General features: G+C 51.1%; 17 protein-coding genes. 10 read left to right on the top strand and 7 right to left on the bottom strand.

Annotated elements, in window-relative coordinates; all coding sequences use genetic code 11:
- The first annotated feature begins 16 nt into the window (after window positions 1–16).
- The 6 genes from C5S61_RS05585 to ruvX all read left to right on the top strand — a co-directional run bounded on the left by C5S61_RS05585 (window position 17) and on the right by ruvX (window position 8,829).
- Entirely contained in the window at window positions 17–1,552 is a 1,536-nt protein-coding gene (locus C5S61_RS05585; RefSeq protein ID WP_110514096.1) for a hypothetical protein, read from the top strand.
- A 356-nt stretch (window positions 1,553–1,908) separates the two neighbouring features.
- Window positions 1,909–2,565, top strand: coding sequence for a hypothetical protein (locus C5S61_RS05580; RefSeq protein WP_110514095.1), 657 nt, complete (start codon window positions 1,909–1,911; stop codon window positions 2,563–2,565).
- Entirely contained in the window at window positions 2,546–3,370 is an 825-nt protein-coding gene (locus C5S61_RS05575; RefSeq protein WP_164689249.1) for a GNAT family N-acetyltransferase, read from the top strand. The genes C5S61_RS05580 and C5S61_RS05575 overlap by 20 nt, the downstream gene beginning before the upstream one ends.
- 137 nt (window positions 3,371–3,507) lie before the next feature.
- The gene (gene alaS, locus C5S61_RS05570; protein ID WP_110514093.1) at window positions 3,508–6,177 is read left to right on the top strand and encodes an alanine--tRNA ligase; all 2,670 of its coding nucleotides are present in this window, start codon (window positions 3,508–3,510) and stop codon (window positions 6,175–6,177) included.
- A gap of 193 nt (window positions 6,178–6,370) precedes the next feature.
- Window positions 6,371–8,356, top strand: coding sequence for a hypothetical protein (locus C5S61_RS05565; RefSeq protein WP_110514092.1), 1,986 nt, complete (start codon window positions 6,371–6,373; stop codon window positions 8,354–8,356).
- Window positions 8,353–8,829 carry a Holliday junction resolvase RuvX gene (gene ruvX, locus C5S61_RS05560; RefSeq protein WP_110514091.1) on the top strand — a complete coding sequence of 159 codons (477 nt, stop codon included), beginning with the start codon at window positions 8,353–8,355 and terminating at the stop codon, window positions 8,827–8,829. Before C5S61_RS05565 ends, ruvX begins: the two co-directional genes overlap by 4 nt.
- A 42-nt stretch (window positions 8,830–8,871) precedes the next feature.
- Here the strand turns inward: ruvX and C5S61_RS05555 are convergent, their stop codons facing one another.
- From C5S61_RS05555 to C5S61_RS05540, 4 genes are all read right to left on the bottom strand, one after another.
- The gene (locus C5S61_RS05555; protein WP_110514090.1) at window positions 8,872–10,806 is read right to left on the bottom strand and encodes a beta-galactosidase; all 1,935 of its coding nucleotides are present in this window, start codon (window positions 10,804–10,806) and stop codon (window positions 8,872–8,874) included.
- Window positions 10,807–11,028: 222 nt separating this feature from the next.
- On the bottom strand, window positions 11,029–11,907 hold the full coding sequence (locus C5S61_RS05550) for a carbohydrate ABC transporter permease (RefSeq protein ID WP_110514089.1): 879 nt from the start codon (window positions 11,905–11,907) through the stop codon (window positions 11,029–11,031).
- Window positions 11,908–11,910: 3 nt separating this feature from the next.
- The gene (locus tag C5S61_RS05545; protein WP_110514088.1) at window positions 11,911–12,807 is read right to left on the bottom strand and encodes a carbohydrate ABC transporter permease; all 897 of its coding nucleotides are present in this window, start codon (window positions 12,805–12,807) and stop codon (window positions 11,911–11,913) included.
- Between the two features lie 114 nt (window positions 12,808–12,921).
- Complete coding sequence (locus tag C5S61_RS05540; RefSeq protein WP_164689248.1) at window positions 12,922–14,256, bottom strand: ABC transporter substrate-binding protein; 1,335 nt, start codon at window positions 14,254–14,256, stop codon at window positions 12,922–12,924.
- 463 nt (window positions 14,257–14,719) lie between these two features.
- Between C5S61_RS05540 and C5S61_RS05535 the strand changes: the two genes are divergently transcribed.
- From C5S61_RS05535 to C5S61_RS05525, 3 genes are all read left to right on the top strand, one after another.
- A complete protein-coding gene (locus C5S61_RS05535; RefSeq protein ID WP_110514086.1) occupies window positions 14,720–16,282 on the top strand; it encodes a WXG100 family type VII secretion target in 1,563 nt (520 codons plus the stop codon).
- A gap of 56 nt (window positions 16,283–16,338) precedes the next feature.
- Complete coding sequence (locus C5S61_RS05530) at window positions 16,339–17,286, top strand: TolB family protein (protein ID WP_164689247.1); 948 nt, start codon at window positions 16,339–16,341, stop codon at window positions 17,284–17,286.
- A gap of 176 nt (window positions 17,287–17,462) precedes the next feature.
- Window positions 17,463–18,410 carry a TolB family protein gene (locus C5S61_RS05525; RefSeq protein WP_110514084.1) on the top strand — a complete coding sequence of 316 codons (948 nt, stop codon included), beginning with the start codon at window positions 17,463–17,465 and terminating at the stop codon, window positions 18,408–18,410.
- A gap of 105 nt (window positions 18,411–18,515) precedes the next feature.
- On the opposite strand, the gene C5S61_RS05520 is transcribed toward C5S61_RS05525, so the two are convergent.
- From C5S61_RS05520 to C5S61_RS05510, 3 genes are all read right to left on the bottom strand, one after another.
- Window positions 18,516–18,902, bottom strand: a complete 387-nt coding sequence (locus tag C5S61_RS05520; RefSeq protein WP_110514083.1) for a hypothetical protein — start codon at window positions 18,900–18,902, stop codon at window positions 18,516–18,518.
- Between the two features lie 208 nt (window positions 18,903–19,110).
- Window positions 19,111–19,950, bottom strand: coding sequence for a DNA/RNA non-specific endonuclease (locus tag C5S61_RS05515; RefSeq protein ID WP_205701366.1), 840 nt, complete (start codon window positions 19,948–19,950; stop codon window positions 19,111–19,113).
- Between the two features lie 187 nt (window positions 19,951–20,137).
- Window positions 20,138–21,736, bottom strand: a complete 1,599-nt coding sequence (locus C5S61_RS05510; RefSeq protein ID WP_110514081.1) for a M4 family metallopeptidase — start codon at window positions 21,734–21,736, stop codon at window positions 20,138–20,140.
- Window positions 21,737–22,239: 503 nt separating this feature from the next.
- On the opposite strand from C5S61_RS05510, the gene C5S61_RS05505 reads away from it, so the two are divergent.
- Window positions 22,240–23,715, top strand: coding sequence for a ComEC/Rec2 family competence protein (locus C5S61_RS05505; protein ID WP_110514080.1), 1,476 nt, complete (start codon window positions 22,240–22,242; stop codon window positions 23,713–23,715).
- Window positions 23,716–23,905 lie beyond the last annotated feature (190 nt).

Here is a 23,905-nt window from a genome sequence, read left to right as displayed (position 1 = left end):
TTTTGAAGGAATATCCATGAATCGAACACGTGTTACAATAATTGGGCTAGTGGCGTTGCTGTTGGTGGCACTCGGCGCTAGCGGTTGGCTGTGGGTTGAACGGGGCACGCTTATCTCGCGTGATGCCACCACCCAAGCCGAATTTGGCAAATTGAAAGATCAAGTTACTGCTGCTGACGAGGTGCAAGATAAAAACCGCCAGCTGCAAGACCAAGTTAACGATTTACAAGAGCGTTTGAATAACCCGCCAACCAGTGTGGCCGAGCCAACCAGCCCTGCGCTGGAGCCAACCGCCATTCCAGAGGCTGGCCCGACCCCAACCGTTGATCCTGCTGCGCCAACGCCAACCGGCCCAGGCGGCGTAGAGCCACCAGCCGAAATTGTCGCAGTGATGAAGCAAATTGAGCAAGAAGTGATTGCCTTACGCGGCTTGGCTGAAGAACGGCCTGTGACGCGGCGCATGCTGACCCGCGATGAATTGCGCGATTACATTGTCAAAGAAATGGAAACCGAAAATACCCCAGCGGATTTTCGCCATGAAACCAGCCAAATGTGGATGCTTGGTTTAGCTGAAAAAGATATTGATTTGCAGCAATTGTATATCGATTTGCAAACTGAACAAATTGGTGGCTTCTACGACCCAGAAACCGATACATTTTATATTATTGCTGAAAATAATAATTTCCCCGCAGCAGATCAAATTACCTACGCCCATGAATTTAATCACAACTTACAAGATCAATTGATCAATTTGCAAGATGGCTTGAAAGTTGGCGAATTTGATGCTGATCGTTCGTTGGCGTTTCGTTCGTTGGTTGAAGGCGATGCAACCAAATTAATGAGCGATTGGCTGCAAACCGATTTAGTGCCGCGCATGTCGCCTGATCAATTACAAGAATTGTTGCGCACCTTGCAAGAACAACAAGACAGCAGCGATATTTTGGAAAAAGTACCAGGCGTGTTGCGCGATGGCTTGGTATTTCCCTATGAAGACGGTTTGACCTTTGTTGAGGAAGTCTATGCAGCAGGCGGTTGGGAAGCAGTAACCAAAGCCTTGCAAGACCCACCAACCTCGACAGAACAGATTTTGCACCCTGAAAAATATTTGAGCGCGACCCGCGATAACCCAAGTTTGCCCAATCAATTCGATCTCTTGCCAGTGCTTGGTGCTGACTGGACGACGGCTATGACCAACACGGTTGGCGAGTTTGACCTGAAATCGTTGCTTGAATATACCGATGCTGCTGGCGATATGGACGCGGCGGCTGCTGGCATTGGCGGCGGTCGTATGAGCTTGTATGAGCACACCAGCGATTTCACGCCCGTGTTGCAATGGACGTTGCGCTGGGATACTGCCGCTGATGGCGATGAATTTCTCAACTTGTTCCGCGCCACCTTCAAATCCAACGGCGATTTGTTGTTGCGCGAAAACGATCTGAACCGCACTGACGACGATGTGCACGTTGGGATCAAAGGCAGCGGCCAAGAATTTGTGGTTATCTTTAGCTCGAATCAAGATAATGTGCGCAATGCCTTGAACGTTTTGCCATAAATTCCGCTTGATCCATTTGAACAAACCCCTGTGCAACTTCGGTTGGGCAGGGGTTTTAAGATCCGCTTTCCCCAACCCCTCTCCCGTGGCGCGGGCGAGAGGCTTTAACACCGTGGTTCTGTCGCAATTCTTGGTGCACAACGGTCGGCTCCCCCTCACCCGCGTCCAGTGGGAGAGGGGGTTGGGGGGTGAGGGAACGCTCCATGCCACCATCAATCGCTCAAAACCTACCCTTGGAAGGAGAGGGCTGGGGAGGAGGGAACGTAACAAGCATGAAAAGCTAGCGCTAAGCTGCGAGACAATGCTATAATCCTTGCGACTGCCCATCGTTTTTGCAGTGGAATTTCGGAGGAGCTATGTCACGGCTCAATCATGAGACAAACGAATGGCATTGCAAGGTCGTGCTATTTGGCCCACCTACCCGCAATGCAGTGAAGCTAGCCGCCCAACTGGTTACAGCCATTCCGCTCGCTGAACGCGAAGTAACCTGGGATAGCCCGCCAACGGACGAACCAACCCTCGTAGCTCGTTACCGGCCTGCAAATGCTACCCTTGGCGATATTAATCCCGTCTATATGCTGCATGCCTTGCGTTCTGCTGGCTCAACTGCCGCTGATCGCCAGCACGTTTTGCACAATACCGATGGTGTGATTTTGCTGCTTGACCTCGAAAGCGAAGAGCAATCGATTTTTGCCGAGCGCGAGCTTGAACGCTTTTTGAGCACCTATGGCAAAACCATCGCCTCGATGCCTGTGATTTTGTTGGGCGCTAGTCCGCTTGATGATGGTCAACAAGCGCGTTTGAATGCCAACAGCCTCGCGTATTTTGCTGCCGAAAACGCGACAACCTTGCAACGCGTGTTGAGTACTCTGGCCAGCGGCCTCGAAGAAGATTCGGGCTTGGCTGGTATTGGCTTTGACCTTGATGATTTCGATAACGACGGCAGTGCTGTCGATCTCGATGATATAGAGTTTGATGATTTACATGCCTACGATGACGACGAACTCAAATAGAGTTACCCTGCGCCCAGCCACCAGCGACGATCGCGAGCCGATTGTGGCGTGGTGCAATACCCTGTGGAACGGCCAAGCAGATTATATTGGCGATGTTTGGGATTATTGGTTGCCGCAAGGCCATTTGTATGTTGGCGAGATTGCTGGCTGGCAAGAACCTGTGGTTGTGCTGCGCCTGCGGGTGCTTTCGCCAACCCAAGCTTGGTTTGGTGGCTTGCGGATTCATCCTGCGTTGCAAGGCCAAGGCTTGGGCCGCGAATTGATCGAGTATTCGATCAATTGGGCCAAAAGCTGGAATGCACACACCATTGGTTATATGACCGAGCGCAGCAATCAGCGCATGCATTCGATGGCCGAAAAGCTCAATTTTGCCAATGTTGGCTTTATTGAATGGTATGGATTGAATGATCTTGCCGCTGCCCCAGCTAATGTTGTACACGATTCAGCCTTGATCGATTTGAGTCAAGCCCAGAATTTGCACGATCATGGCGGGCGCTATGTTTATCAGTGGACGGTGCGCAACCTTGATCAAGCTGAGCTTGAACGCCGTGCTGCCAGCCAAGAATTGTATGTGTTGCCTGATGGCAGTGGCTGGATGATTTGCCAACCAGATGGCTTTATTGCGCATATTGAAGGCGATGCTGCTGCTCAAACGACGCTTTTGGCTCATGCTCGCACCATGCCCGAATGCCAAGAGTTGCTGACTCCACAGTGGCGTGACAGTCGCCAAGCTCAATTAATTGGCCAACTCAACTGGCACGATACCAACGAAGCCTATAGTTTGTTTGAATTAGAGCTACGCTGAACGCAAATAGCCCATCAGCATCGTGTATAATCGTGAGAGCACAGAGCATAGAACATAGAACATTAATGGCTTGAGCACAATAATTGGCTTTGTTCTATGCTCTTTGTTCTATGTTCTTAATATCTTGAGGTTCCCAAATGAAAGGTTCAGAGCTACGGCAGCGTTTCTTAGACTACTTTGCGCGGCAAGGGCACGCCGTCGTGCCAAGTAGCTCGCTGATTCCTGCCGATAATCCCACCCTGTTGTTTACAGTGGCTGGGATGGTTCAGTTTAATGATGTCTTTTTAGGTCGCGAAAGCCGCCCCTACAGCCGTGCCGTTTCATCGCAAAAATGTTTGCGCATCTCTGGCAAGCAAAACGACCTTGAAAATGTTGGGCCATCGCCGCGTCACCATACCTTTTTTGAAATGCTGGGCAATTTTTCGTTTGGCGATTATTTCAAAAAAGATGCGATTCGCTTTGCATGGGAGTTTCTGACCCAAGAAATTGGGCTTGATCCCAAACGCATGTGGGTCAGTATTTACGAAGGCGACGAGCAAATTCCCGCCGACGAAGAAGCTCACGATTTATGGCTGGCCTATATGCCTGCCGAACGGATTCTGCGCTTCGATGCTGCGGATAATTTGTGGTCGGCTGGCGATGTTGGGCCACGCGGGCCATGCTCGGAAATTCATTATTACATCGGCGACGATCCAGATAACCAAGTGCCAGAAGGTGTCAACTCCGAAGACGACACCTATATGGAAATTTGGAACTTGGTGTTTATGCAATACAACCGTGATGAAAACGGCGTATTGACTCCGCTGCCTAAGCCATCAATCGATACCGGCATGAGCCTCGAACGCTTGGCGATTGTCAAACAAGGCGTGTTTCGTTCGTATGAAACCGACTTGTTTACGCCAATTATTCACACGGTGATGGAATTGCTCGGCTCTGGCAGCGAACATTATCAAGCCAATAGCTCGGCCTATCACGTTGTGGCCGACCATAGCCGCTCGATCGCCTTTATGATTGCCGATGGCTTGCGGCCTGGCAACGAAGGCCGTTCGTATGTGCTGCGCCGTTTGGTGCGCCGCGCCGCCTATTTTGGCCAAACTATTGGCTTCAAAGCGCCATTCTTGGCCGAAACAATCGCCACCGTGATTGATATGATGGGCGATGCCTACCCAGAGTTGCGCAGCAAACAAAGCTATATTGCCGAGGTAGTGACTGGCGAAGAAGAACGCTTCAACAAAACCTTGGCTGGCGGTTTGCGCCAACTTGAAGCAATGTTGCCAAATCAAGCAGATAAAGCGGTTTTCAGCGGCACTGATGCCTTCAAGCTCTACGATACCTATGGCTTTCCGCTCGATCTGACCGAACGGATTGTGGCCGAACGTGGTTTGACAGTTGACTTGGACGGTTATGATACAGAGCTTGAAGCGCAACGTGCTCGCGGTCGTGGTGCTGCCCAATTCAAAAAAGGCGCAATTACCGAACGCTGGGCCGAGCGCAATTTGGCCCCAACCAGCTTCACTGGCTATCACGAGCTGGAAAGCTGGGGCCATGTGCTGGCGCTAGAGTTCGATGGTGAAGAACTTGGCACGGTGCAACGCGGCCAAGAAGTCGCTTTTGTGCTCGATCGCACCTCGTGTTACGCCGAAAGCGGCGGCCAAATGGGCGATAGTGGCGTATTGGTCGGGCCGCACGGCAAAATTGTGATCGACGATGTGCAAAAGCCTGTACCTGGCGTGTTTGTCCATCGTGGGCGCGTCAGCGAAGGTAGCGTGAGCCTTGGCGAGCAAGTAACCGTCACGGTTGATGCAGCTCGTCGCCGCGATATTGTGCGCAATCATACCGCCACCCACTTGTTGCACCGTGCGTTGCGCGATAGCTTGGGCGATCATGCTGAGCAAAAAGGCTCGTTGGTTGCGCCAGAGCGTTTACGCTTCGACTTCAACAACCAAAAAGGCTTGAGCAGCGACCAACTGCAACAGATCGAAGACCAAGTGAATGCTTGGATTCGCGCTGATAGCAAGGTTGAAGCAGCAGAAATGGCCTTGCCGCAAGCTCGCGAGTTGGGCGCAATGGCCTTGTTTGGCGAAAAATATGGCGATGTTGTGCGCGTGGTGACCGTTGGTTGTGGCGATAGCAGCGATCATGTGCATGCCAACAGCGAAGCTCCAGTTTGCTCACGCGAGTTGTGTGGTGGCGTTCACGTTGCCCGCACCGGCGAAATTGGCTTCTTTAAGATTGTCAGTGAAGGCTCGGTAGCCTCAGGCGTGCGCCGGATCGAGGCCGTTACTGGTCGCGCTGCCGCCGAATGGGTCAGTCAACAAGCCCAATTGATTCGTACCTTGGGCGAGAAACTTGGTGCACAGCCAGGCAAAGTCGAAGAAAAACTCGATGCCTTGTTGCTCGACCAAAAATCGCGCCGCGATGAAATCAAACGCTTGCGTGGCGAATTAGCTGCTGGCCAAGTTGATAGCTTGCTAGCCCAAAAAACTGAGCACGCAGGCACGCCATTGGTTGTGGCTCGGGTTGAAGCCAGCGACGCTGATAGCTTCCGCCGACTTGGCGAGCAACTGCGCGATAAAATAGGCAGCGGTGTCGTCATCCTTGGCACAGTCATCGATGGCAAGCCATTGTTGCTTGCAGCAGCAACCGCCGATCACGTTAAAGCTGGCCGCCATGCTGGCAACTTGGTTAAAGCCTTGGCTGCCAAAGTTGGTGGTGGTGGCGGTGGCCGCGCCGATTTTGCTCAAGCAGGCGGTCGCGATGCAGCTGCGCTTGATCAAGCTTTGGCTGAAGCCAGCAGTTTGCTCTAAAGTATCCCTCACCCCCTAGACCCCTCTCCCGCTCAGCGAGGAGAGGGGGAATCATGAGGATTAATCGCCCAATGAGGTAACAAACTGTGGTGTTGTCCTCATCGCTAGCAGATCGTTGTACAATAAAGCCGAGATTCTGCCAACACCACAACATTCGACGTGTGTTCATTCTGAAAGCTTTGGGGGCAACCCAATGACAACTGGCAAAACTGAACTGATCACCATTGCCCTTGCTGATTCAATCGATAGCATTCTTCAGCAGGTGCGTAATGCCAAAGCAGAGCATGTTGATATCTTCATGCCCGAAGGTTCGATTTCGTTACAAAGCCGTAAAACCTGCGATCGATTGCGCGAAACTGCCAACCGCGAAGGTATCGAACTGACGCTCTATACCAGCGATCCCAAGGTTGTCAAAGCTGCTTTGACCTGCCAGATGATGGTGGTAGAAATTGAGCCAAGCGTAGTCGGCGGCAAGCCTGCGCCGGCTGCCGCAGCTCCAGCCCAGCCAGTTGCTCCTGTTAGCCCCGAAGAAGATTTCTTGGCTTCGCTGGAAGGTTTGCCCACAGCTTCGACGACCGATCGTTTGCAAACGAGTTCTAGCGTTAGTAAGCCGATTGCCAGCCAGCCAATTCCCAAGCCTGCGCCGCAGCAGCCACGCAGCGAAATCGACGATTGGGCTGATGCCTTGGATAGCCTTTCGGTCGCTTCTACTGCTGGCGAAACTGGCTTGCGCCAACACGAGCAAGCGCGTGGCAACGACAACTGGGATTTTGATGGCTTCAACGATTTCTCGGATACGCTGAGCGGTGATAGCGCGACTGTTACTGCACCACCAGCGCGCCCACGCATTCGCCCAGAAGATATTGAATTAACCAGCGATGACATGCATCGCCAAGATGCCAAAGCCCGCCGAGCGCGATCTGAGCAAAAGCGCGCCGACGAGAAGGCCGAACTCAAGCAACAAAACGCGCCCAAACGCAATTACCCATTGTGGGGCATGCTGATTCTGGTGGCGATTGCAATTGCTGCATTGCTCTGGTTTTTGTTTGGCAATAAGCTTAACAATGGCGTTACGATCATGGTGCGGCCAGCTCCCAGTTTGGGCGGTCAAACCTACGAAGATGTGCGGCTCAACTATCAAGCAGACCCAATTAGCGAGCCAAGTTCGGCAGCAATTCAAGGTCGTTTGATTACTGTGCCAATTTCGGTGCCAGTCCGTGGCACGGTCATTACGGCTACTGAGCAGCCAGATCAAGCTGCTGCTGGCCGCCTCGAAGTCTATAACCGCAATACCCAAGCCTATCCTATTCCAGCCAATACGCGGGTCAAGGTGCTCAACGCTGCTGGCGAAGAAATTATTTTCTTGACCCAAGGCGAGGCGACAATTCCCGAAGCAAGTAGTAGCATTACTGGGGTGACCAATGGCGTTGGCGCGATCCAAATTGTCGCTAGTGCAGGCGGTACTCGCTACAACATGCCTGCTGGCGGCGACATCATTTGGACGATTGAAGGCTATGAAGGCGCACTGTTCGCGATTAATGCTGAACCAGTGCAAGGCGGCACAACTGCCCTATTGAAGTTGCCAACCGAAGCCGATTGGCTGCCGTTGTTGCCCCAAGCAGTAGCCCAATTTCGCAGTGCGATTCCGGCTCAAATGCAAACCGTGCTGCAAGAAGGCGAAGTGCTGGCTGATGTCAATTTCTTGCCTAATATTGATGATTTGGCGCAAAATCCCAGCCTGTATGATGTGCAGACCCGCCCCGTTGCTGGCACTGATGGCGATTTTGAGCTGATTGTAACGGCAAATTTTCAAGGCTTGGCGGTGCGCGGCAATTTTGCCGAACAATTGAATCGGGCCTTGCCAAATGCCTTGCGGATCAAAGATCCATCGTTCAGCACTGATACTAGCAGCATCGTCAAAAGCGAAGTTCGCCTCGATGATTCAGGCGCGAGTTTGTTGTTGGCAAGGGTTGAAGTTGCGCCAAAAACCAACATTGGCTTGCCCGATAGCACCAAACTGAAGATTGCCGAAAGTATCAAAGGCCTAACCCCAGCTGAGGCAATGCTGCAATTGCAAACCTTGCGCGATAGTGGCTTGATTGGCGATATTGTTTCTGTGCCCGAGGTTGAGCGCTTGCCACTCGACCCTGCCGAAATCAATGTTCAGGTGCAAGAATGAGCGAGCGTCCCAGCCGTGGCCGCATTATCGCCTTGGATGTTGGCAACAAACGGATTGGCGTGGCAATGTGCGATCCCGACCGGATTATCGCCAGTGGCCAGCCGACGTTGCCAGCGCAGCCAAGCGATAAAGCCTATGCCCAGCTTTTACAAATGATTGCCGATAACGAGGTGGTTGAGCTGGTGATTGGCCTGCCGTTGACTTTGCGCGGTGAGGTTGGTGCTCAGGCCAAGGCGGTGCAGGCGTTTATGCGCGGCCTGCAAAAACGCACCAGCATTCCAATTACCTTGTATGATGAGCGTTTTACCAGCGTTGAGGCTGAGCGCTCGCTCGAAGCTATGGGCATTAAAAAAAGCAAACATCGTGATCACGTCGATGAGCTGGCGGCTATTTTAATCTTGCAAGATTATATGAGTTCGATTGCTCCGCCGCGCCCGCTTTACCACGACCCTGATCACGACGATTGGGATTAACGAAGAAGCCCCGTTGATGGTACTCAACAGGGCTTGTTTGTTTTAGCGTTGTTGCAGCCAACGAACGCCTAAGCTGGCGATTTCGCAGCTGTTGCTGAATTCCTCGCCGCTCAATTTATCGTGCCACGTGCCTTGCAGATTGATGCTTTGAGCTTGCTCGCCATGGTTGAACCACAGTACACCATCAGTCAGTGCAATTCGCTCAATATCCTCGGGAAGGCGTTGCGCATCAGGCCACAAGCGGGGCAAGAGATCGCCCAAAATTTCCTCGGTTGGATAGCAGCCCATCAAAACTGCCAAGCCCTTGCCATAGGTTGCGGCGGTAATCGCAGCCTGCCCAGCAGCATAGCACTGATCCCACGTCGCTAAGCTATTGGCGTGGCTCACGTTGAGCACTTCCATCCAAAGCGGCGCAGTATAGCTGGTATCGCCAAGTTTTACCGCCCAAGGCTTGGCTGGGTCAAGCGCGCTCCATTCGGCCACATCAGCACCAAATAGGTCGGTCAATCCGCTGGGGAAGCCATCGGGCGCTGTGCGATTGTCGCTGCGTTTGGTCAAACTGCGTGGCGTACAAATCAACGTGCCACCTGCTTGCACCCACTCGCGCCAGCTAGCAGTTTCAGCAGGGTTATCGAGCATTGGGGCTACAGCAATCGCCAATTGATATTCATCGAGTGGCGTGCCACGCTGCACAATATCTACCCCAACGCCATAGCTGGTGAGGGTGCGATGAATCGTTCGCAGCAGCTGCCAATAGCTCCAGCCTTGGGCGTGCGGGTCAAGCTGTTGCGCCCAATGGTCGTCGTAGGAAACGAGCAAGGCAACTTTGCGCGCTGCTGCTTCTGGTTGACCATGCTGTTGCCATTCGTTGGCAACAGTTTGAGCTTCGACGCTGCCACGGGCTGGCCGATTGGCGTGATCGCGCAGGCCGCTATGATATTGCTCTTGGCCAAGCCAGCAGGCGCGCCAGCGGAAATAGAGCACGTTGGCCGCGCCATGGGCTGCATCTTGGTAGCTCCACAAACGCACTTGGTTGGGCGGCACTGGCGGATTGGTCGGAGTCCAGTTGATTTGGCCTGGTTGCTGCTCCATCACCCAAAATGGCTGGCGTTTGAGGCCGCGAATGTGATCGTGATACATCGAGACTGCTTGCCAATTGGGGAAGCCATGCGGATAGTTATCCCAGGCAATCACATCAACTTGCTTGGCCATGTCAAACCAATTGATCTCATCATCGCCAGGCGCAATGTTGGTCAAAATTGTGCGATTTGGCGAGTGCTGGCGCAAAATTTCTGCCTGCATGCCACAGTAAGCCACCTGCTGATCCGAGGCAAAGCGCCGATAATCGAGCACCAGCGAAGGATTATGGCCGCCGCCGACTGGCACATTTGGCAAAGGAATTTGTTGCCAATCGCTGTAGGTTTGGCTCCAAAATGCCGTGCCCCAAGCCTCGTTCAAGCCTGCCAAATCGCCATAGCGTTGCTCGAGCCATTGGCGGAAGGCCGTGGCGCAATGCTCGCAATAGCAGCGTGCCGAGCCATGGTTGCCAATTTCGTTATCGATTTGCCAAGCGGCGATTGCAGGATTGTTGCCGTAGCGCTCAGCCATAGCGCTGACGATTTGGCGACTATATTCGATGTAATCAGGGTTGACCAAACAGGCTTGGCGACGACCACCATGGCCTAAACGCCGACCTTGGGCATCGATGCGCATCAGGTCTGGTTGGCGATGGGTCAGCCATGCTGGCGGTGTGGCGGTGGGAGTGCCCAGCACAATTTTCAAGCCTTGGCTGGCCAACGTTTCAATTGCTTGATCAAGCCATGCCCAATCGTATTGGCCTGCTGCTGGCTCCATCAAGGCCCAGGCAAATTCGCCAATCCGCACATATTCTAAGCCCAAGGCCCGCATTTGCTGGGCATCATCGGCCCACCACGTTTGTGGCCAATGCTCAGGATAATAACAAACACCTAATGGCATAAAAAAACCTCTTTTTGAAAGGATGAAGGATGAGGGATGAAGGATGAAACCAAACGCGAGAAGATTAAGTTTTTAACCACGAAGAGCACGAAGATCACGAAGTTTTGTTTATTCAAGTACCAACAGTTCGCGGCATTGAAGCATTTATTTTGATATTCGCGTCCATACTATGCTTCGCGGTTAACATTCATCCCTCATCCTTCATCCTTCATAATTCAGTTGTTATCCTTTGACAGCGCCTGCGAGTGCGCCGGAAATGAATTGACGTTGGAAAGCGATAAAAATCATCATAATTGGCAAAGTTGTGAGCGCTGTGCCCATCATCAATTGGCCATAATCGATAATCGACAAGCCAACTAAGGCATTGATCCGCACGGGCAGCGTTTCCATGGCTTTATCGCGCATCACAATCAATGGCCAGAAGAAACTGTTCCATTGAAACATAAACGAATAAATCGCCAAAGCTGCCAAGGTTGGCCGCATGGTTGGCAATGCTACGTTGGTGAATACCCGCCACTCGCCTGCGCCGTCCATGCGCGCTGCATCAAGCAAATCGTCGGGCAAGGCTTGCATGCTTTGGCGCATCAAGAAAATGCCAAACGGATTGGCCAGCGCTGGCAAAATTACCGCTTGATAGCTGCTGATCCAGGTTGGGTTGCCCAAAAAGGTAATTTTGGACATCAGCTGAAACAGTGGCACAGCCGTGACGTGATAGGGAATCATCAACACCAACAAAAACATGCCAAACAACACCGAGCGCCCGCGAAAACGGAATTTGGCAAAGGCATAGCCAGCAAGTGAGGCAATAAACACGCTCAGGCTGGCATAGACCACCGCAATAAAGGCCGAATTAAACAGTGAGCGCCCAAAGCCATTCGCAAATAGCCCTTTGATATTGGTCCAAGCTGAATCGCCAAACCATAAGTGAGGCGGAAAGCGCAGCACTTCGCTCGAAGGTTGCGAGGCTTGGACAAACATATAATAGAAGGGAAACAGCGAGAAGAAAGCCCCAACCACCAAAATCAGATAGATCATGATGCGTTGGAACCGGCTGACCAAAGACTTCGGCATAAGATCGTCTGAAAGCTTGGTTTTTGCCATCGCTTAGTCCTCCCCGCGCTGAGCAATACGAAATTGGAGCAGCGAAAAGGCTGCAATGATCAACACCATCACATACGCAATTGCCGAAGCATAATTAATTTCGGCGCTTTGGAATGCAGTGCGATAGAGCAAGGTTGCCATACTCAGCGTTTCGTTGGATGGCCCGCTGCGGGTCAGCAGATATGGCTCATCGAAAATTTGCAGCGTACCGATAGTTGAAAGCACCGTTGTCAACAGAATTGTTGGGCGCATCATTGGCACGGTAATGGCCCAAAACTTGGCCCATGCCCCAGCGCCATCAAGCTCGGCAGCCTCGTACAATTCATCGGGAATGCTCTGCAAACTGGCGAGATAAATCACCATGTTATAGCCTGTCCAGCGCCATGTAATTGCTGTAATTAGCGAGAATTTGGCGGGCCATGCATTGCTGAGCCAAGGCACCGATTGAATGCCCAATCCATTCAGCACATAGTTAACCAAGCCTTTTTCATCGTTCAGCAGCAGCCGAAAGATCAAGGCCACTGCAAAGAGCGCGGTAATGGCAGGCAGAAAATAAATTAAGCGAAAGACAGTGCGAAACTTCAAAACGGCATTATTGAGAATGACCGCCAAAACCATTGCCAAGCCAAGTTGCAATGGCACTTGAAACAGCAACAAAAACACCGTATTGGTCAGCGCTTTGCGAAAAACCTTATCGCCCAATAAGCGGCGATAATTATCAAAGCTAAAGCCACTGTTGGGGTTGAGTTGGCTCTGGAAGCTCAATTGCAACGAAGAAACAATTGGATAGAGCATAAAGATGCCAAACACCAACAAGGCTGGAACCAAAAACATGTACGGGGTAAGTCGCCGTCGCCATTGGTGGCGGCGCTCTGCTGGCGTGAGCATCTGCGACCCCATAGAACCCTCCTAGGCATGACCATTAACTGGCGAGAGTAACCAGCATTCCCGTAGCATTAAGCCAAACTCCCCTCTCCCGCAGGCGAGAGAGGGGCTGGGAATGCGAGCATGAACCTACTGGGCGATTTCGCGGCCAGTTTGGTTGGCTAATTCGTCTGCTGCCTCTTGCAGGGCTTGTTTGGGGTCCATGCCTTGGCTCAAGACTTTGGATTGGGCTGAGGCCAAAACCGCTTGACCTTTGGCATAATCTTTGGTGTAGGTTGCTGGTGGAATGTTTTTGATTTCATCAGCAAACATCTTCCAAATTGGTTGATTGTTGAAGAAGGCAACTGGTTTGCTATACAGATCGGCGCTATAAGCTGGCTGATAGCTTGGCCAAATGCCAAATTTTTCCATCATGAGATTTTGGCCTTCGTTGGTGGCCAGTGCATGCTCAACGAATGCCCATGCAGCATCGACATTTTTGGTTGCTGCAGGAATTGCCAAGGTTGAGCCACCAAGGTTGGCAGCGCGATTGCCGCCTTTTTCGAAGGCTGGCAACAACATAACATCCCATTTGCCCGAGAGATCAGGTGCTTGGTCGATGATCGTGCCGCTATACCATACGCCAAACGGAACCGTTGCAACATCGCCATTTTTGGTAGCGGCAACTGTGCCATCCCAACCATTGATATTGGCAACTAAGCCTTTATCGTTGATTTCTTTGAGCAAGGTCAGGGCTTGAACTGATTTTTCGTTGGTGAGGTTGATTTTGCCATCACTGTTGAAATAGCAGCACACACCCAATTGATTGGTCATCATGCGGAAGCCAGCGTCATCGGCCACAATATCAACCGGAATGAGCTTGGTTTTGCCATTGGTGGCGGCTAAAATCTTTTCGCCAGCAGCGATCAAATCGGCCCATGTTTCAATCGATTTGGGGTCTACGCCAGCTTGCTCGAAAATATCGACGCGATACCACAAGCCAGTTGGGCCTGAATCCCAGGGAATCGAGCGAATTTTATCGTTGATTTTTGATTGCGCCCATTTTGAAGGGTCGAAATCTTTTTCATATTTGCTAGCGCGGCTGGTTAAGTCGGCCAAGCCTTCGGGGAAGGTTGCAGTGTAAACATCCATGCGGTCGGATTCGATTGCGACGACATCGGGTAAGCCAGCGCCGCCAGCTTGCATGCCGGTCGTCAGCCGATCATAGACATCTGTGCGCCCAAGGTCTTGGATCGTAACTTTGACGTTGGGATATTTTTGGTTGAACGAAGGTACGGTAGCTTCGAGGCTTTTGGCAGCCACGTTCCAAGCCCAAACCGTAATTTCGCCTTTGACATCTGCAGGGTTGGTCGAGCCAGTGTTGCCACTGGTGGTTGTTGCGGTGCTATCGCTGCCACAGGCAGCCAAAATCAGGGTCAAGACCAATAAACTAATCAGCGAAAGATGCATATTTCGGCGAACCATCAGCGGATCTCCTTGCGCTACATTGCACATATCACCATACCATCCGACTATCGATAGGAGCGTTCTCCAGCATGGATATTACGTCTGCTCGGCCTCCTTTGGATGATTAACCAAGAGTGGAAAATTCAACGGATAAGCATATCACGCTACCTCTATCATAGCATATTATGCCTAATCCGTGGGAGCGTTTCCATTGGCCTAATTGGCCTAGCTTTGGGGATGATTCTGCTGAGGAAGCAGTATTTGGTACGCTAGTAATATACGTAAAGAAGTGCTAGGTAAATAGCGTTTCGTATAAGCGGTTTTATCGCTATTTGATCATCAATATTCACCCATGAAGGTGAAGCATTTTAATGGTATTTTGACTATACTTTTAGCCTGAAGGATGAGTAATCGTAGTTGCTCACACTGCTGCCTGAGAGAGCCATCCACAATCTAAACCCATCAATTGATTGGAGAAGGTATGAATGCTCCTTTTGTTCAAGTTGAGTATGATCAGCTTTTAGCGATTGCCCAGCGCTTTAAGCACAATGCTTCAACGCTTGCAACGCTGCGGCAGCAACTTCAACGCATGGTCGGCCAATTACAACCCAATTGGAATGGTGATGCTGCAAACAGGTTTTTTCATGAATTTGAAACATCAGTTAACCCTGCAATTAACCGTTGCCATAACGTTTTAATGGTTGCCGAGCAAGTTACGCTTCAGATTCGCACGCTCATGCGCACTGCCGAAGAAGAAGCGGCAGCCCTGTTTAATGATAGTTTTGGCGATCTTCAAGCGCAAAATCCAGCTGGAGCAGTAACAGTAGCTGCATGGCCATGGCCACCGAAAAAAGGGCCTACAAAGCTGCCTGGTGGCCCAGTCTTTGATGCTAGCGGTAAGTTGATTCGCTTTGATTTAAGCCTTGCTGAATTTGAGATGCTGACTGCTGAGGAGCGGATTCGCTGGGTCGAGGCGCTAGAGGCCCATGCTCGCACACCAAATTGGTTTCATAATATTCAAGATATTATTGCCTTTTTTGATGAATCACATGATATGCGCAATATGCAGCCTGGTTCTTGGTCATCAGTTGCCGATGCTGGGGTGCTCGAAGCAATTCAAAATGGCTATCGGCTGCATGAATTAAGCATGAAAAAATTACCAATACCTGCTGGCTTTAATGATTGTGATGGGGCGGCTGTGGCTTGGCAACAATTTTTCGCTGGCAAGGCTGCTCGTAAGAGTGATCCTGAACTATTGCCGCTTTGGGCAATGGCCGAGCAACGCGGGGTTAATTATGGCTCGCGGGTTGCCAATGGTTGGGCTGGGGTTCCGCCTGCTGGCACCGATGAAGGCGATCTGATTCCGCAATTTGTGGCCTATGGTAATTGGTATCGCTTTATTGCTCGTATGGAGAATGGTGGCAACGATTTTGTTAATCGTTATACCGAGGTAGTTGGGGCTACGGTTGGCTCTAAAGCCACAGCTAATCCAGCTACTGGCTATTTTACCCAACAGATTGATTCTTTTGTGAACATCTTTGCTCCTGGTTATTTTCCGATCAAAGAAAGTCTCGATTTAGGGTTAATGAAATTTGGTGGTGTGGCTGGCGCAGTTGTTGCCGATTATGTTGTGCCTGATGACGCAGGTAGCTGGTTTTTCGACCCGCGTACGACTGTTGGAACTGACATCTATACGAACCCTCGCTTTACTCCCTTTCGTACGCCAGAATTGGCCCTAACCCAGCCCGTGATCATTCATAACACGATTCAAATGACTCATGGTCCAACCTACTACATGGGTAAAGTTCTCGATATGGGGATGATTCCTTCGCTGCCGGGAGTTAACGTTGATCCTTCAGGAGTATTAACCATGGATAATGGGACGATTATTCAGCCTAATGGTGACGCGCAGCTCATAGATGGCACGATTATTGGCACTGATGGCTTTGTGACCAAGGCTGATGGTTCGCGGATTCGGCTCGATGGGACGAAATTTAATCCTGATGGCTCGTATACCCTCAGTGATGGAAGTATTGCCAAATGAAACAGCGCTTTGCGATGCTCTTGATAGTATTAGGACTGATAAAGGGATGTGCTACCGTGAAACCAAGTACCAAAATTCTGCCCGCCACACCACAGCCATTAACCATTCCTGCGGTGCAATCTGGCAAATATAACAACTTAGTTTGGCTTGACCAAGGGTTAATCGTTCAGGCTGATGTTGCGACAGCAAGTTCGGCCCATCGTTTTTTTTGGCTGACCGATAACCTGGAAATAGGCGATCCTGTTGCGATTCCCGATGCAACTGATGCTGATGTTACATTTCACTATTATCCCCAGCGCTTGCCTAACGGAAAACTTGGCTTGCGGTATAGTACCGATATGTTCGAGCTAAATGGACCTCCCAAAGATACCAATCAATATGTCCAATTTGACCCGACGACCGAACAATTAACCACGCTGCTGCCAGCCTCATTGCCGCGTGAAGTCATGAAAAATAGTGACGTGGTGTGGTCGCCCACACTCGATCGGGCGTTGATCACCGATGGGGAATATCTCGAATCGCATTTTTATTGGTGGACTGCCGCTACTGGCTTGCAGCCGCTCGATCTGGGGGTGGCGGTGGCCCAATATTTTGCATGGTCGCCCGATGGGACAACGATTGCCTTTTTTGGCAAGCCAAGCGTTGGCAGTGGCTCGGTGCCTGGAGCGTTGACCAAACCAGCCAACTTGTACCTGATGGATGCCGATGGCGGCAATCGACGCATGATCCTTGCCGATGCCTATGGAGTTGCTGGCCTCCAATGGTCGCCGAATGGGCGCTGGTTGGTGATTGTGGCGCGCTTCAATGGCAGTCGCGATATTGTGTGGTTGGTCGATTCGCAGACTGGCGATCGCTTGCAATTGACCCCAGAGGGACGCTATCAATGGCCCGTCTGGTCGCCGGATGGTAGCGAGCTTGCGGTGATTTGGTATGACCCTGCGGATACGGGCGTTGAAGGCAACGATTATGTGATTCTCTTGGCGGTGCCGCCGCTTGCCCGCTAAGAGCATCGACTGCTGAAGAATAAACAATAAGGAGTGGAGTAGCGCAAGGGTAAATCATCGGATTGAAGCGGGTTCAGGCTGCGGTAGATTCCAGGATGAGGTTGAAGGATTGCCAAATGAAACAGCGCTTTGTAATGCTCTTGATAGTATTAGGACTGATAAAGGGATGTGCTACCGTGAAACCAAGTACCAAAATTCTGCCCGCCACACCACAGCCATTAACCATTCCCACGGTGCAATCTGGCAAATATAACAACTTAGCTTGGCTTGACCAAGGGTTAATCGTTCAGGCTGATGTTGCGACAGCAAGTTCAGGCCATCGTTTTTTTTGGCTGACCGATAACCTGGAAATAGGCGATCCTGTTGCGATTCCCGATGCAACCGATGCTGATGTTACGTTTCACTATTATCCCCAGCGCTTGCCTAACGGAAAACTTGGCTTGCGGTATAGTACCGATATGTTCGAGCTGAATGGCCCGCTCAAAGATACCAATCAATATGTCCAATTTGATCCGATGACCGAGCAATTAACCACGCTGCTGCCCGCCTCATTACCGCGTGATGTGATGATGCATAGTGCGGTGGTGTGGTCGCCCACGCTCGATCGGGCGTTGATCACCGATAGGCAATATCTCGGCTCACAGTATTATTGGTGGACTGCCGCTGCTGGCTTGCAGCCGCTCGATCTGGGGGTGGCGGTGGCGCAATATTTTGCATGGTCGCCTGATGGCGCAACGATTGCCTTTTTTGGCAAGCCAAGCGTTGGCAGTGGCTCGGTGCCTGGAGCGTTGACCAAACCAGCCAACTTGTACCTGATGGATGCCGATGGCGGCAATCGACGCATGATCCTTGCCGATGCCTATGGAGTTGCTGGCCTCCAATGGTCGCCGAATGGGCGCTGGTTGGTGATTGTGGCGCGTTTCAATGGCAGTCGCGATATTGTGTGGTTGGTCGATTCGCAGACCGGCGATCGCTTGCAATTGACCCCAGAGGGACGCTATCAATGGCCCGTCTGGTCGCCGGATGGTAGCGAGCTTGCGGTGATTTGGTATGACCCTGCGGATACGGGCGTTGACGGCAACGATTATGTGATTCGCTTGGCCGTACCGCCGCTTGCCCGCTAAGAGCATCGATTGCTGAAGAGTTGCAGGCAAGCCCTTGTTCTGTTGTGCGTAAGAGCTTGCCCGCAATTCATTTCATGTTCACGTTTGATCCGTAGCTTGGATTATTTAGGGATCAGCCATAATAAGTATTTCTCGTGGTTCATAACCTGGCGCAGTTATGAGGATAAAGTTGGTCCCCATTTTGATTGTAGACGCAACGAAGCCTTTATTATCGCTACTTGAGAAGAATGGCTGGCGATAGACCCGTGCATGGGAAACTGACTCTCCTTTGTTTACCATGACGTGAATGTCATCGATATCTGTTTCCAATGGGTCAATATAAAGCTTTGCATTGGTAATTGGTGCTTGTGTATCAGCATCGACGACTAAAAATCCTGATCCCATAGAAGTTACCGCTAATTGTGGTTTGGCTGGCTCGCCACAAGCGCTAATGCTGATCAGCACTACGAGGGCAATCAGCCAACGCATGAAGATGTTGGAATGAAACAGCATTGAATCCCCCTAGATTGAATAATCAAACGATAGGGAGAGTATAGCTGGAGCCTCTTGGCTGGAGTTGCAACATCATTGCAGGAATGCAGCAATAGCGCTGCAACGAAGCATATTTGCTGACTACCTTAATTTTGCGGATGCTTGGGCTGTGGAGAAATCCCCTCGCGCACATCCATGAACGAGGGGATCGGTGGTGAGGAAATCAACTCTACGGGGTGGCAACTTTTTGCTTCAAGCTCGCTTGCAGTTCAGCGCTCACATTGGTAAAAAAGGTATAGCCAGTTTTTTCCTCGATGGTGGCGACCGAAACGATATACTCGCGCCAATCTTTATCGCGAATGCCATCGCGGTTGGGCATGCGTAGTGCAATAACCTCGGTGTTGGCGTTGATATCGCTCACTTGGGCGTTGGCATCAAGCACTAGCGCAATCTTCCAAACATACTTGGGCACGCGAATTTTGGGATCGCCAATGCTGCCATCGGAGCCTTCGGGGCCAGCGATTAAATACAATTGCTTGCCATCGCGCACCAAATCACGGCAATAATCTTCGAATTCTTTCCATGGGCCTTGGTTGTTGTCTGGCGCTTGGGGCACGATGTTGGTCATATAAAAGACCGAACGATTGATGCTTTCCGAGGCGGTGCGATCGGCTGATGGCAACATATGCCCACGATCATAGCCGCTATTAGTGTAGTCGCTGGGTTTGACGCGATACCAGCCTTCGGGTAAATCGGGGTCGGTGGTGAATTGGCTGCGGTCGGTGTTGCCCAAATCAGCAATATCCAAATGCCAACTGACCCAATTGAGAATGTTGAGCTTGCGATTGTAGGCCAAACTATATTCCGCTCGCTGCATCAGATAGTTGTTGCTGCTGCTGGTTTCGGGCAACGCTCCACTGGGATTGCCCAACGCCATGTGATTAACATCAGCTTGCGGTTGATTTGAGCTATTGGGCTTGGTTGGCTTTGGCGTAGCCAAAAATTGCTGAGCCTCGCAGCCACTCAGCAGCAGCATTAATGTGATGATCGCAATCCAAAAACGGCGCATACAGTTCCTCATAGCAAACAGAATGGTTCCTGCTAGGCAGTGTAGCACAATTGGGCGAGTTGGCGATTATTTGAATTCTAAAGGCTCTGGCTCAATCGTGGAAATTGGCTTGCTACAGCCGCTTGATTGCTAAAAAAACACACGCCCCTGATGGAGCGTGTGCTTGGAAACGAGATTGGATTAGCGCTTATTGAACGCCACAGGCCGTCCATGCTTGGGCGGTTGCGTTGTATTCAGCGCTGCTTGCACCATAGAGGTCGCGGGCAGCGTTGAGGGTCGCGGTGCGCACGGCCTTGAAGTTTGAGCTTGGGGTCAAGTAGACCGTCAAGGCGCGATAGAAGATCGCAGCTGCTTTTGGTCGGCCAATGCCGGTGACTGCTTGGCCTGAGGTGCGGTTGGTGCCACCTTGGGCCAAGAGATAGAAGACTTGGTTTTGAATCCCGCTATTGATGTGCACGCCGCCATTATCGCCAGTGCCAGTGTAGCGCTTGCTGTAGTGGTCGGGGTCGCCCTCGGCTGCTGGGTTCGACATATTGCGCAAGGCATCGCCAGCGGTAGCTGGGGTATAGATGTCTTCGCCGATCAGATAATCGCCAGTGCCGCTGCTATATTCCACCATCGTGCCGAAAATATCCGAGAACGATTCGTTGGAAGCACCCGACTCATTGCTATAAATCAGACCAGCGGTTTTTTCGGTCAAACCGTGGGTAATTTCGTGGCCTGCAACGTCGAGCGAAACCAATGGGCGGAAGGTGCTACCATCGCCATCGCCATAGGTCATGCTTGAGCCATTCCAGAAGGCGTTGTTGTAGCGATTGCCATAGTGGACGCGGCTCAATACGCGGAAGCCATTGCCATCGATGCCGCGCCGGCCAAAGCTATTCAGATAATAGTCCCAGGTCAGTTGTGCGCCATAGTGAGCATCAACGCCTGCGCTTTGGACGCTAGCAGTGGTGTTTGTGCCCCAAATGTTATCAGCATCAGTGAAGACGCTGCCGCCAGTGGTGCGATTGTTCATGTTGGTGGTGTACATGCCGCCGCGTGAGTTATCGCGCAGATTGTAGACTCCACTCACCAAATCGGTGGTAATTGAGACATTGCCGCTGTACAAGCTCTTGCCTGTGCCAGTAGCGTTAACGCCATCCATATCGTTGTAATACAACTCGGTTTCGCCGGTTTGGGCATTGATGAAGAACTCGTGGTGGGCGGTTGCGGCGCTACCATCTTCAATGTGTAAGCTCACTTGGAAGACGATCACTGAATCTTTGCCTTCGCGAGGCAGAATTTTGAGTTCGCTGCTGGTTTCTACGCCACCAGATCGGGTAGCGCCGAAATCATATTTAACTTGGCTTTGAGCAATTTTGATTGCTTCTGCTGAGCTTAATTTAGCAGTTGGATCAATCCCTTCAACCGCGAAGAGTTCGCCACTTTCTTGCGTTACATTGCCCTTGGTATCGAGGTGTGCAATCACTTGGCCACCAAAAACTGGCAAGCCAGCGTAGGTTTGATCGAGGCGTACGTTCGTGCCCAAATCATCTTGATCAACGCCACGCAGTTGCAAGTTACTGCTGTTGGCACCTTTGGCTGAGAAGTGATTCAAACTCGTATCAACTACGGCGGTTACCCAATCTGGGCGTACGCCTTTGGCTTCGGCTTCACGATAGCTACGGATCAATTGACCGCGAACGTTGCCATAATCTTGAGCGCCAGTACTGGCAACCGAACCAAAAACAGCCCCAACTAAACCGAACAAGGCAGCAAGAGTGATTAAACGTTTGCGAACCATAAAGAATTATAACCTCCGCAATTGTAGGGATTTCGAGAATAACCAGTTCATCAGCCAACGTTGTAACATAACAACACTCAAAACTGACGAAAATAGTCATACAGTTGGCATACCGCTAACGAGCGTTATTGGCTGCCAAGCACGAAATTGCAGAGCCGCGACAGGTCTGGCACAGATTTCTCTGATGCAATCGGGCGATTACATGCTAGAAATCTCAGTTGGCCAAAGCTGGAGCATTATCAATGCTCATGGCGCTTATCGAAGGGTCTGAATCTTGGGTTGCTTGAATAGTACTATTTGCGCAGGAGAACAATACCACGCCCTATTTCAATATGCAAGATTGTTGATACGTTGTTTCAACTAATTTTTAACTATTTTTAGGCCACTCCAAAGGGATAAAAACAATTTTACTATTTTTCACCACCATCCAGTGACAATAGTGACATGGGGGATTTTTAGTAGTTTGCGGCTCTAAAAAAACAGCATTATTTGGAGGTTTGCATATGCGATTTTGCTGTTTTACGCTCGGATGGGCTATAGGGCTGTGGTTAACTGATAGGATTCAACTAGCGTGGTATCTATATTTTATTGCGTCACTATCAATTATTTTAATTATTTTCTATATCCGCAAATCATGGCGAATTATGCTGATAGCAATATATGCCGGTACTATGCTAGGGGTAGGCCGAATGTTGCTCAGTCAAAATTTGGTCAATTCTGACGATATTCGTCAACAGATTGGTTTGACGACTCGTTTAGAAGGGGTGATTGTTGGCGAGCCGCAATGGACTCCGCAGCAACAACGAATTGTGCTTGAAGTTCAGGCCTACGAAGCCAAGCAGCAACGGGTCGCAACCTCAGGCCAGATTATGCTAATCCTGCCAGCAGAGCCGCCACGCAGCAACGGCGAACGCTTGCTGGTGAGCGGCACAATCATCACGCCAAGCTCAAGCCCAAACTTCGATTACGCCGCCTATCTGCGTCGCCGCTCGATCTATGCCATGCTTGAGCCTGCGCTGCTTGAACAAGCTTTGCCTGCCGCTAAATCACCGTATCAACGCTTGCTGACGCTGAAAAATCGCACGCAAACAATCATCAACCAAACTCTGCCTCAACCCCAAGCAGCGGTTTTGGTTGGCATGTTGCTTGGGGTCAAAAGCAGCGTGCCCAAACCAGTTTGGGAAACCTTCAATCGCACAGGGCTTTCGCATATTCTGGTGATCTCAGGCTGGAATATTACGATTGTGGTGGCCTCACTTTTGGGCTTGGGCAGGGCACTCAAGCTCAATCAACGCCATGCTACTGGCTTGGCGCTTGGCGCAATTGTGGTCTATGTGGCCTTTGTTGGGGCGAGTGGCGCGGTGGTGCGGGCTGCCTTGATGGGCGCGATTGTGGCGCTGGCTCAGCCGCTTGGCCGCAAAGCCGATGCTTGGGCCGCCTTGGCCGCCGCAATCTGGCTGATGACCTTGATTGATCCGCAGGCCTTGTGGGATTTGGGGTTTCAACTTTCGGCCTTGGCGACAGCTAGTTTGTTTGCGTGGGGCAAGCCAATTGAGGCCAAATTGCGCTTGTGGTTGCGTTGGCGCTGGCTCGAATGGATGATCGAGCCGTTGACCGCGACGTTAGCAGCTCAAGTTTGGGCCTTGCCGATTATTTTGTATCACTTTGGCAATCTCTCGTTGATTGCACCAGTGGCGAATGTGTTGATTGTGCCTGTTGTGCCTTTAATTATGGCTAGCGGCGCGGTATTGGCCTGTTTGGGTCTGTTTGGGCGCTGGTTAGCCTTCTTGGCCTTACCAATTACTTGGGCTGCCTTAACCTGGGTGGTGCGGGTTGCCGAATGGCTCGGCGATTTGCCTTGGGCCGCCGTCGAAATCCCCCAATTTAGCAGTATCTGGCTGTTGCTGGCCTATGGCCTGAGTTTTGGCCTATGGCTGTATGTAGAACAGAGAGCAAAGAATATAGAACATAGGAGTTAAAATCAAAAATCAAAAGTCAAAAAAGGATCAGCCTCTCGGCTGTGGGCTTTTGGCTATAGGCTATCGGAAGAATCGGTGCCAATCTGTGGCTAAAAATTGTTCTTTGCGCTCTTCGCGTTCTTCGCGGTTTCCAGGCTTCGTGGATCAGATGTTTAACGCAGAGGCGCAGAGATGATTTAGGGGTCAGGGG

This window comes from Herpetosiphon llansteffanensis (assembly GCF_003205875.1).
GTDB lineage: Bacteria > Chloroflexota > Chloroflexia > Chloroflexales > Herpetosiphonaceae > Herpetosiphon > Herpetosiphon llansteffanensis.
This window is presented reverse-complemented; position numbering and strand designations above follow the sequence as displayed.

Bases quoted from the DNA above. Each gene is read 5' to 3' on its own strand.
- C5S61_RS05585 (WP_110514096.1), top strand. From the start codon at position 17: ATGAATCGAACACGTGTTACAATAATTGGGCTAGTGGCGTTGCTGTTG.
- C5S61_RS05580 (WP_110514095.1), top strand. From the start codon at position 1,909: ATGTCACGGCTCAATCATGAGACAAACGAATGGCATTGCAAGGTCGTG.
- C5S61_RS05575 (WP_164689249.1), top strand. From the start codon at position 2,546: ATGACGACGAACTCAAATAGAGTTACCCTGCGCCCAGCCACCAGCGAC.
- alaS (WP_110514093.1), top strand. From the start codon at position 3,508: ATGAAAGGTTCAGAGCTACGGCAGCGTTTCTTAGACTACTTTGCGCGG.
- C5S61_RS05565 (WP_110514092.1), top strand. From the start codon at position 6,371: ATGACAACTGGCAAAACTGAACTGATCACCATTGCCCTTGCTGATTCA.
- ruvX (WP_110514091.1), top strand. From the start codon at position 8,353: ATGAGCGAGCGTCCCAGCCGTGGCCGCATTATCGCCTTGGATGTTGGC.
- C5S61_RS05555 (WP_110514090.1), bottom strand. From the start codon at position 10,806: ATGCCATTAGGTGTTTGTTATTATCCTGAGCATTGGCCACAAACGTGG.
- C5S61_RS05550 (WP_110514089.1), bottom strand. From the start codon at position 11,907: ATGGCAAAAACCAAGCTTTCAGACGATCTTATGCCGAAGTCTTTGGTC.
- C5S61_RS05545 (WP_110514088.1), bottom strand. From the start codon at position 12,807: ATGGGGTCGCAGATGCTCACGCCAGCAGAGCGCCGCCACCAATGGCGA.
- C5S61_RS05540 (WP_164689248.1), bottom strand. From the start codon at position 14,256: ATGGTTCGCCGAAATATGCATCTTTCGCTGATTAGTTTATTGGTCTTG.
- C5S61_RS05535 (WP_110514086.1), top strand. From the start codon at position 14,720: ATGAATGCTCCTTTTGTTCAAGTTGAGTATGATCAGCTTTTAGCGATT.
- C5S61_RS05520 (WP_110514083.1), bottom strand. From the start codon at position 18,902: ATGCTGTTTCATTCCAACATCTTCATGCGTTGGCTGATTGCCCTCGTA.
- C5S61_RS05515 (WP_205701366.1), bottom strand. From the start codon at position 19,950: ATGCGCCGTTTTTGGATTGCGATCATCACATTAATGCTGCTGCTGAGT.
- C5S61_RS05510 (WP_110514081.1), bottom strand. From the start codon at position 21,736: ATGGTTCGCAAACGTTTAATCACTCTTGCTGCCTTGTTCGGTTTAGTT.
- C5S61_RS05505 (WP_110514080.1), top strand. From the start codon at position 22,240: ATGCGATTTTGCTGTTTTACGCTCGGATGGGCTATAGGGCTGTGGTTA.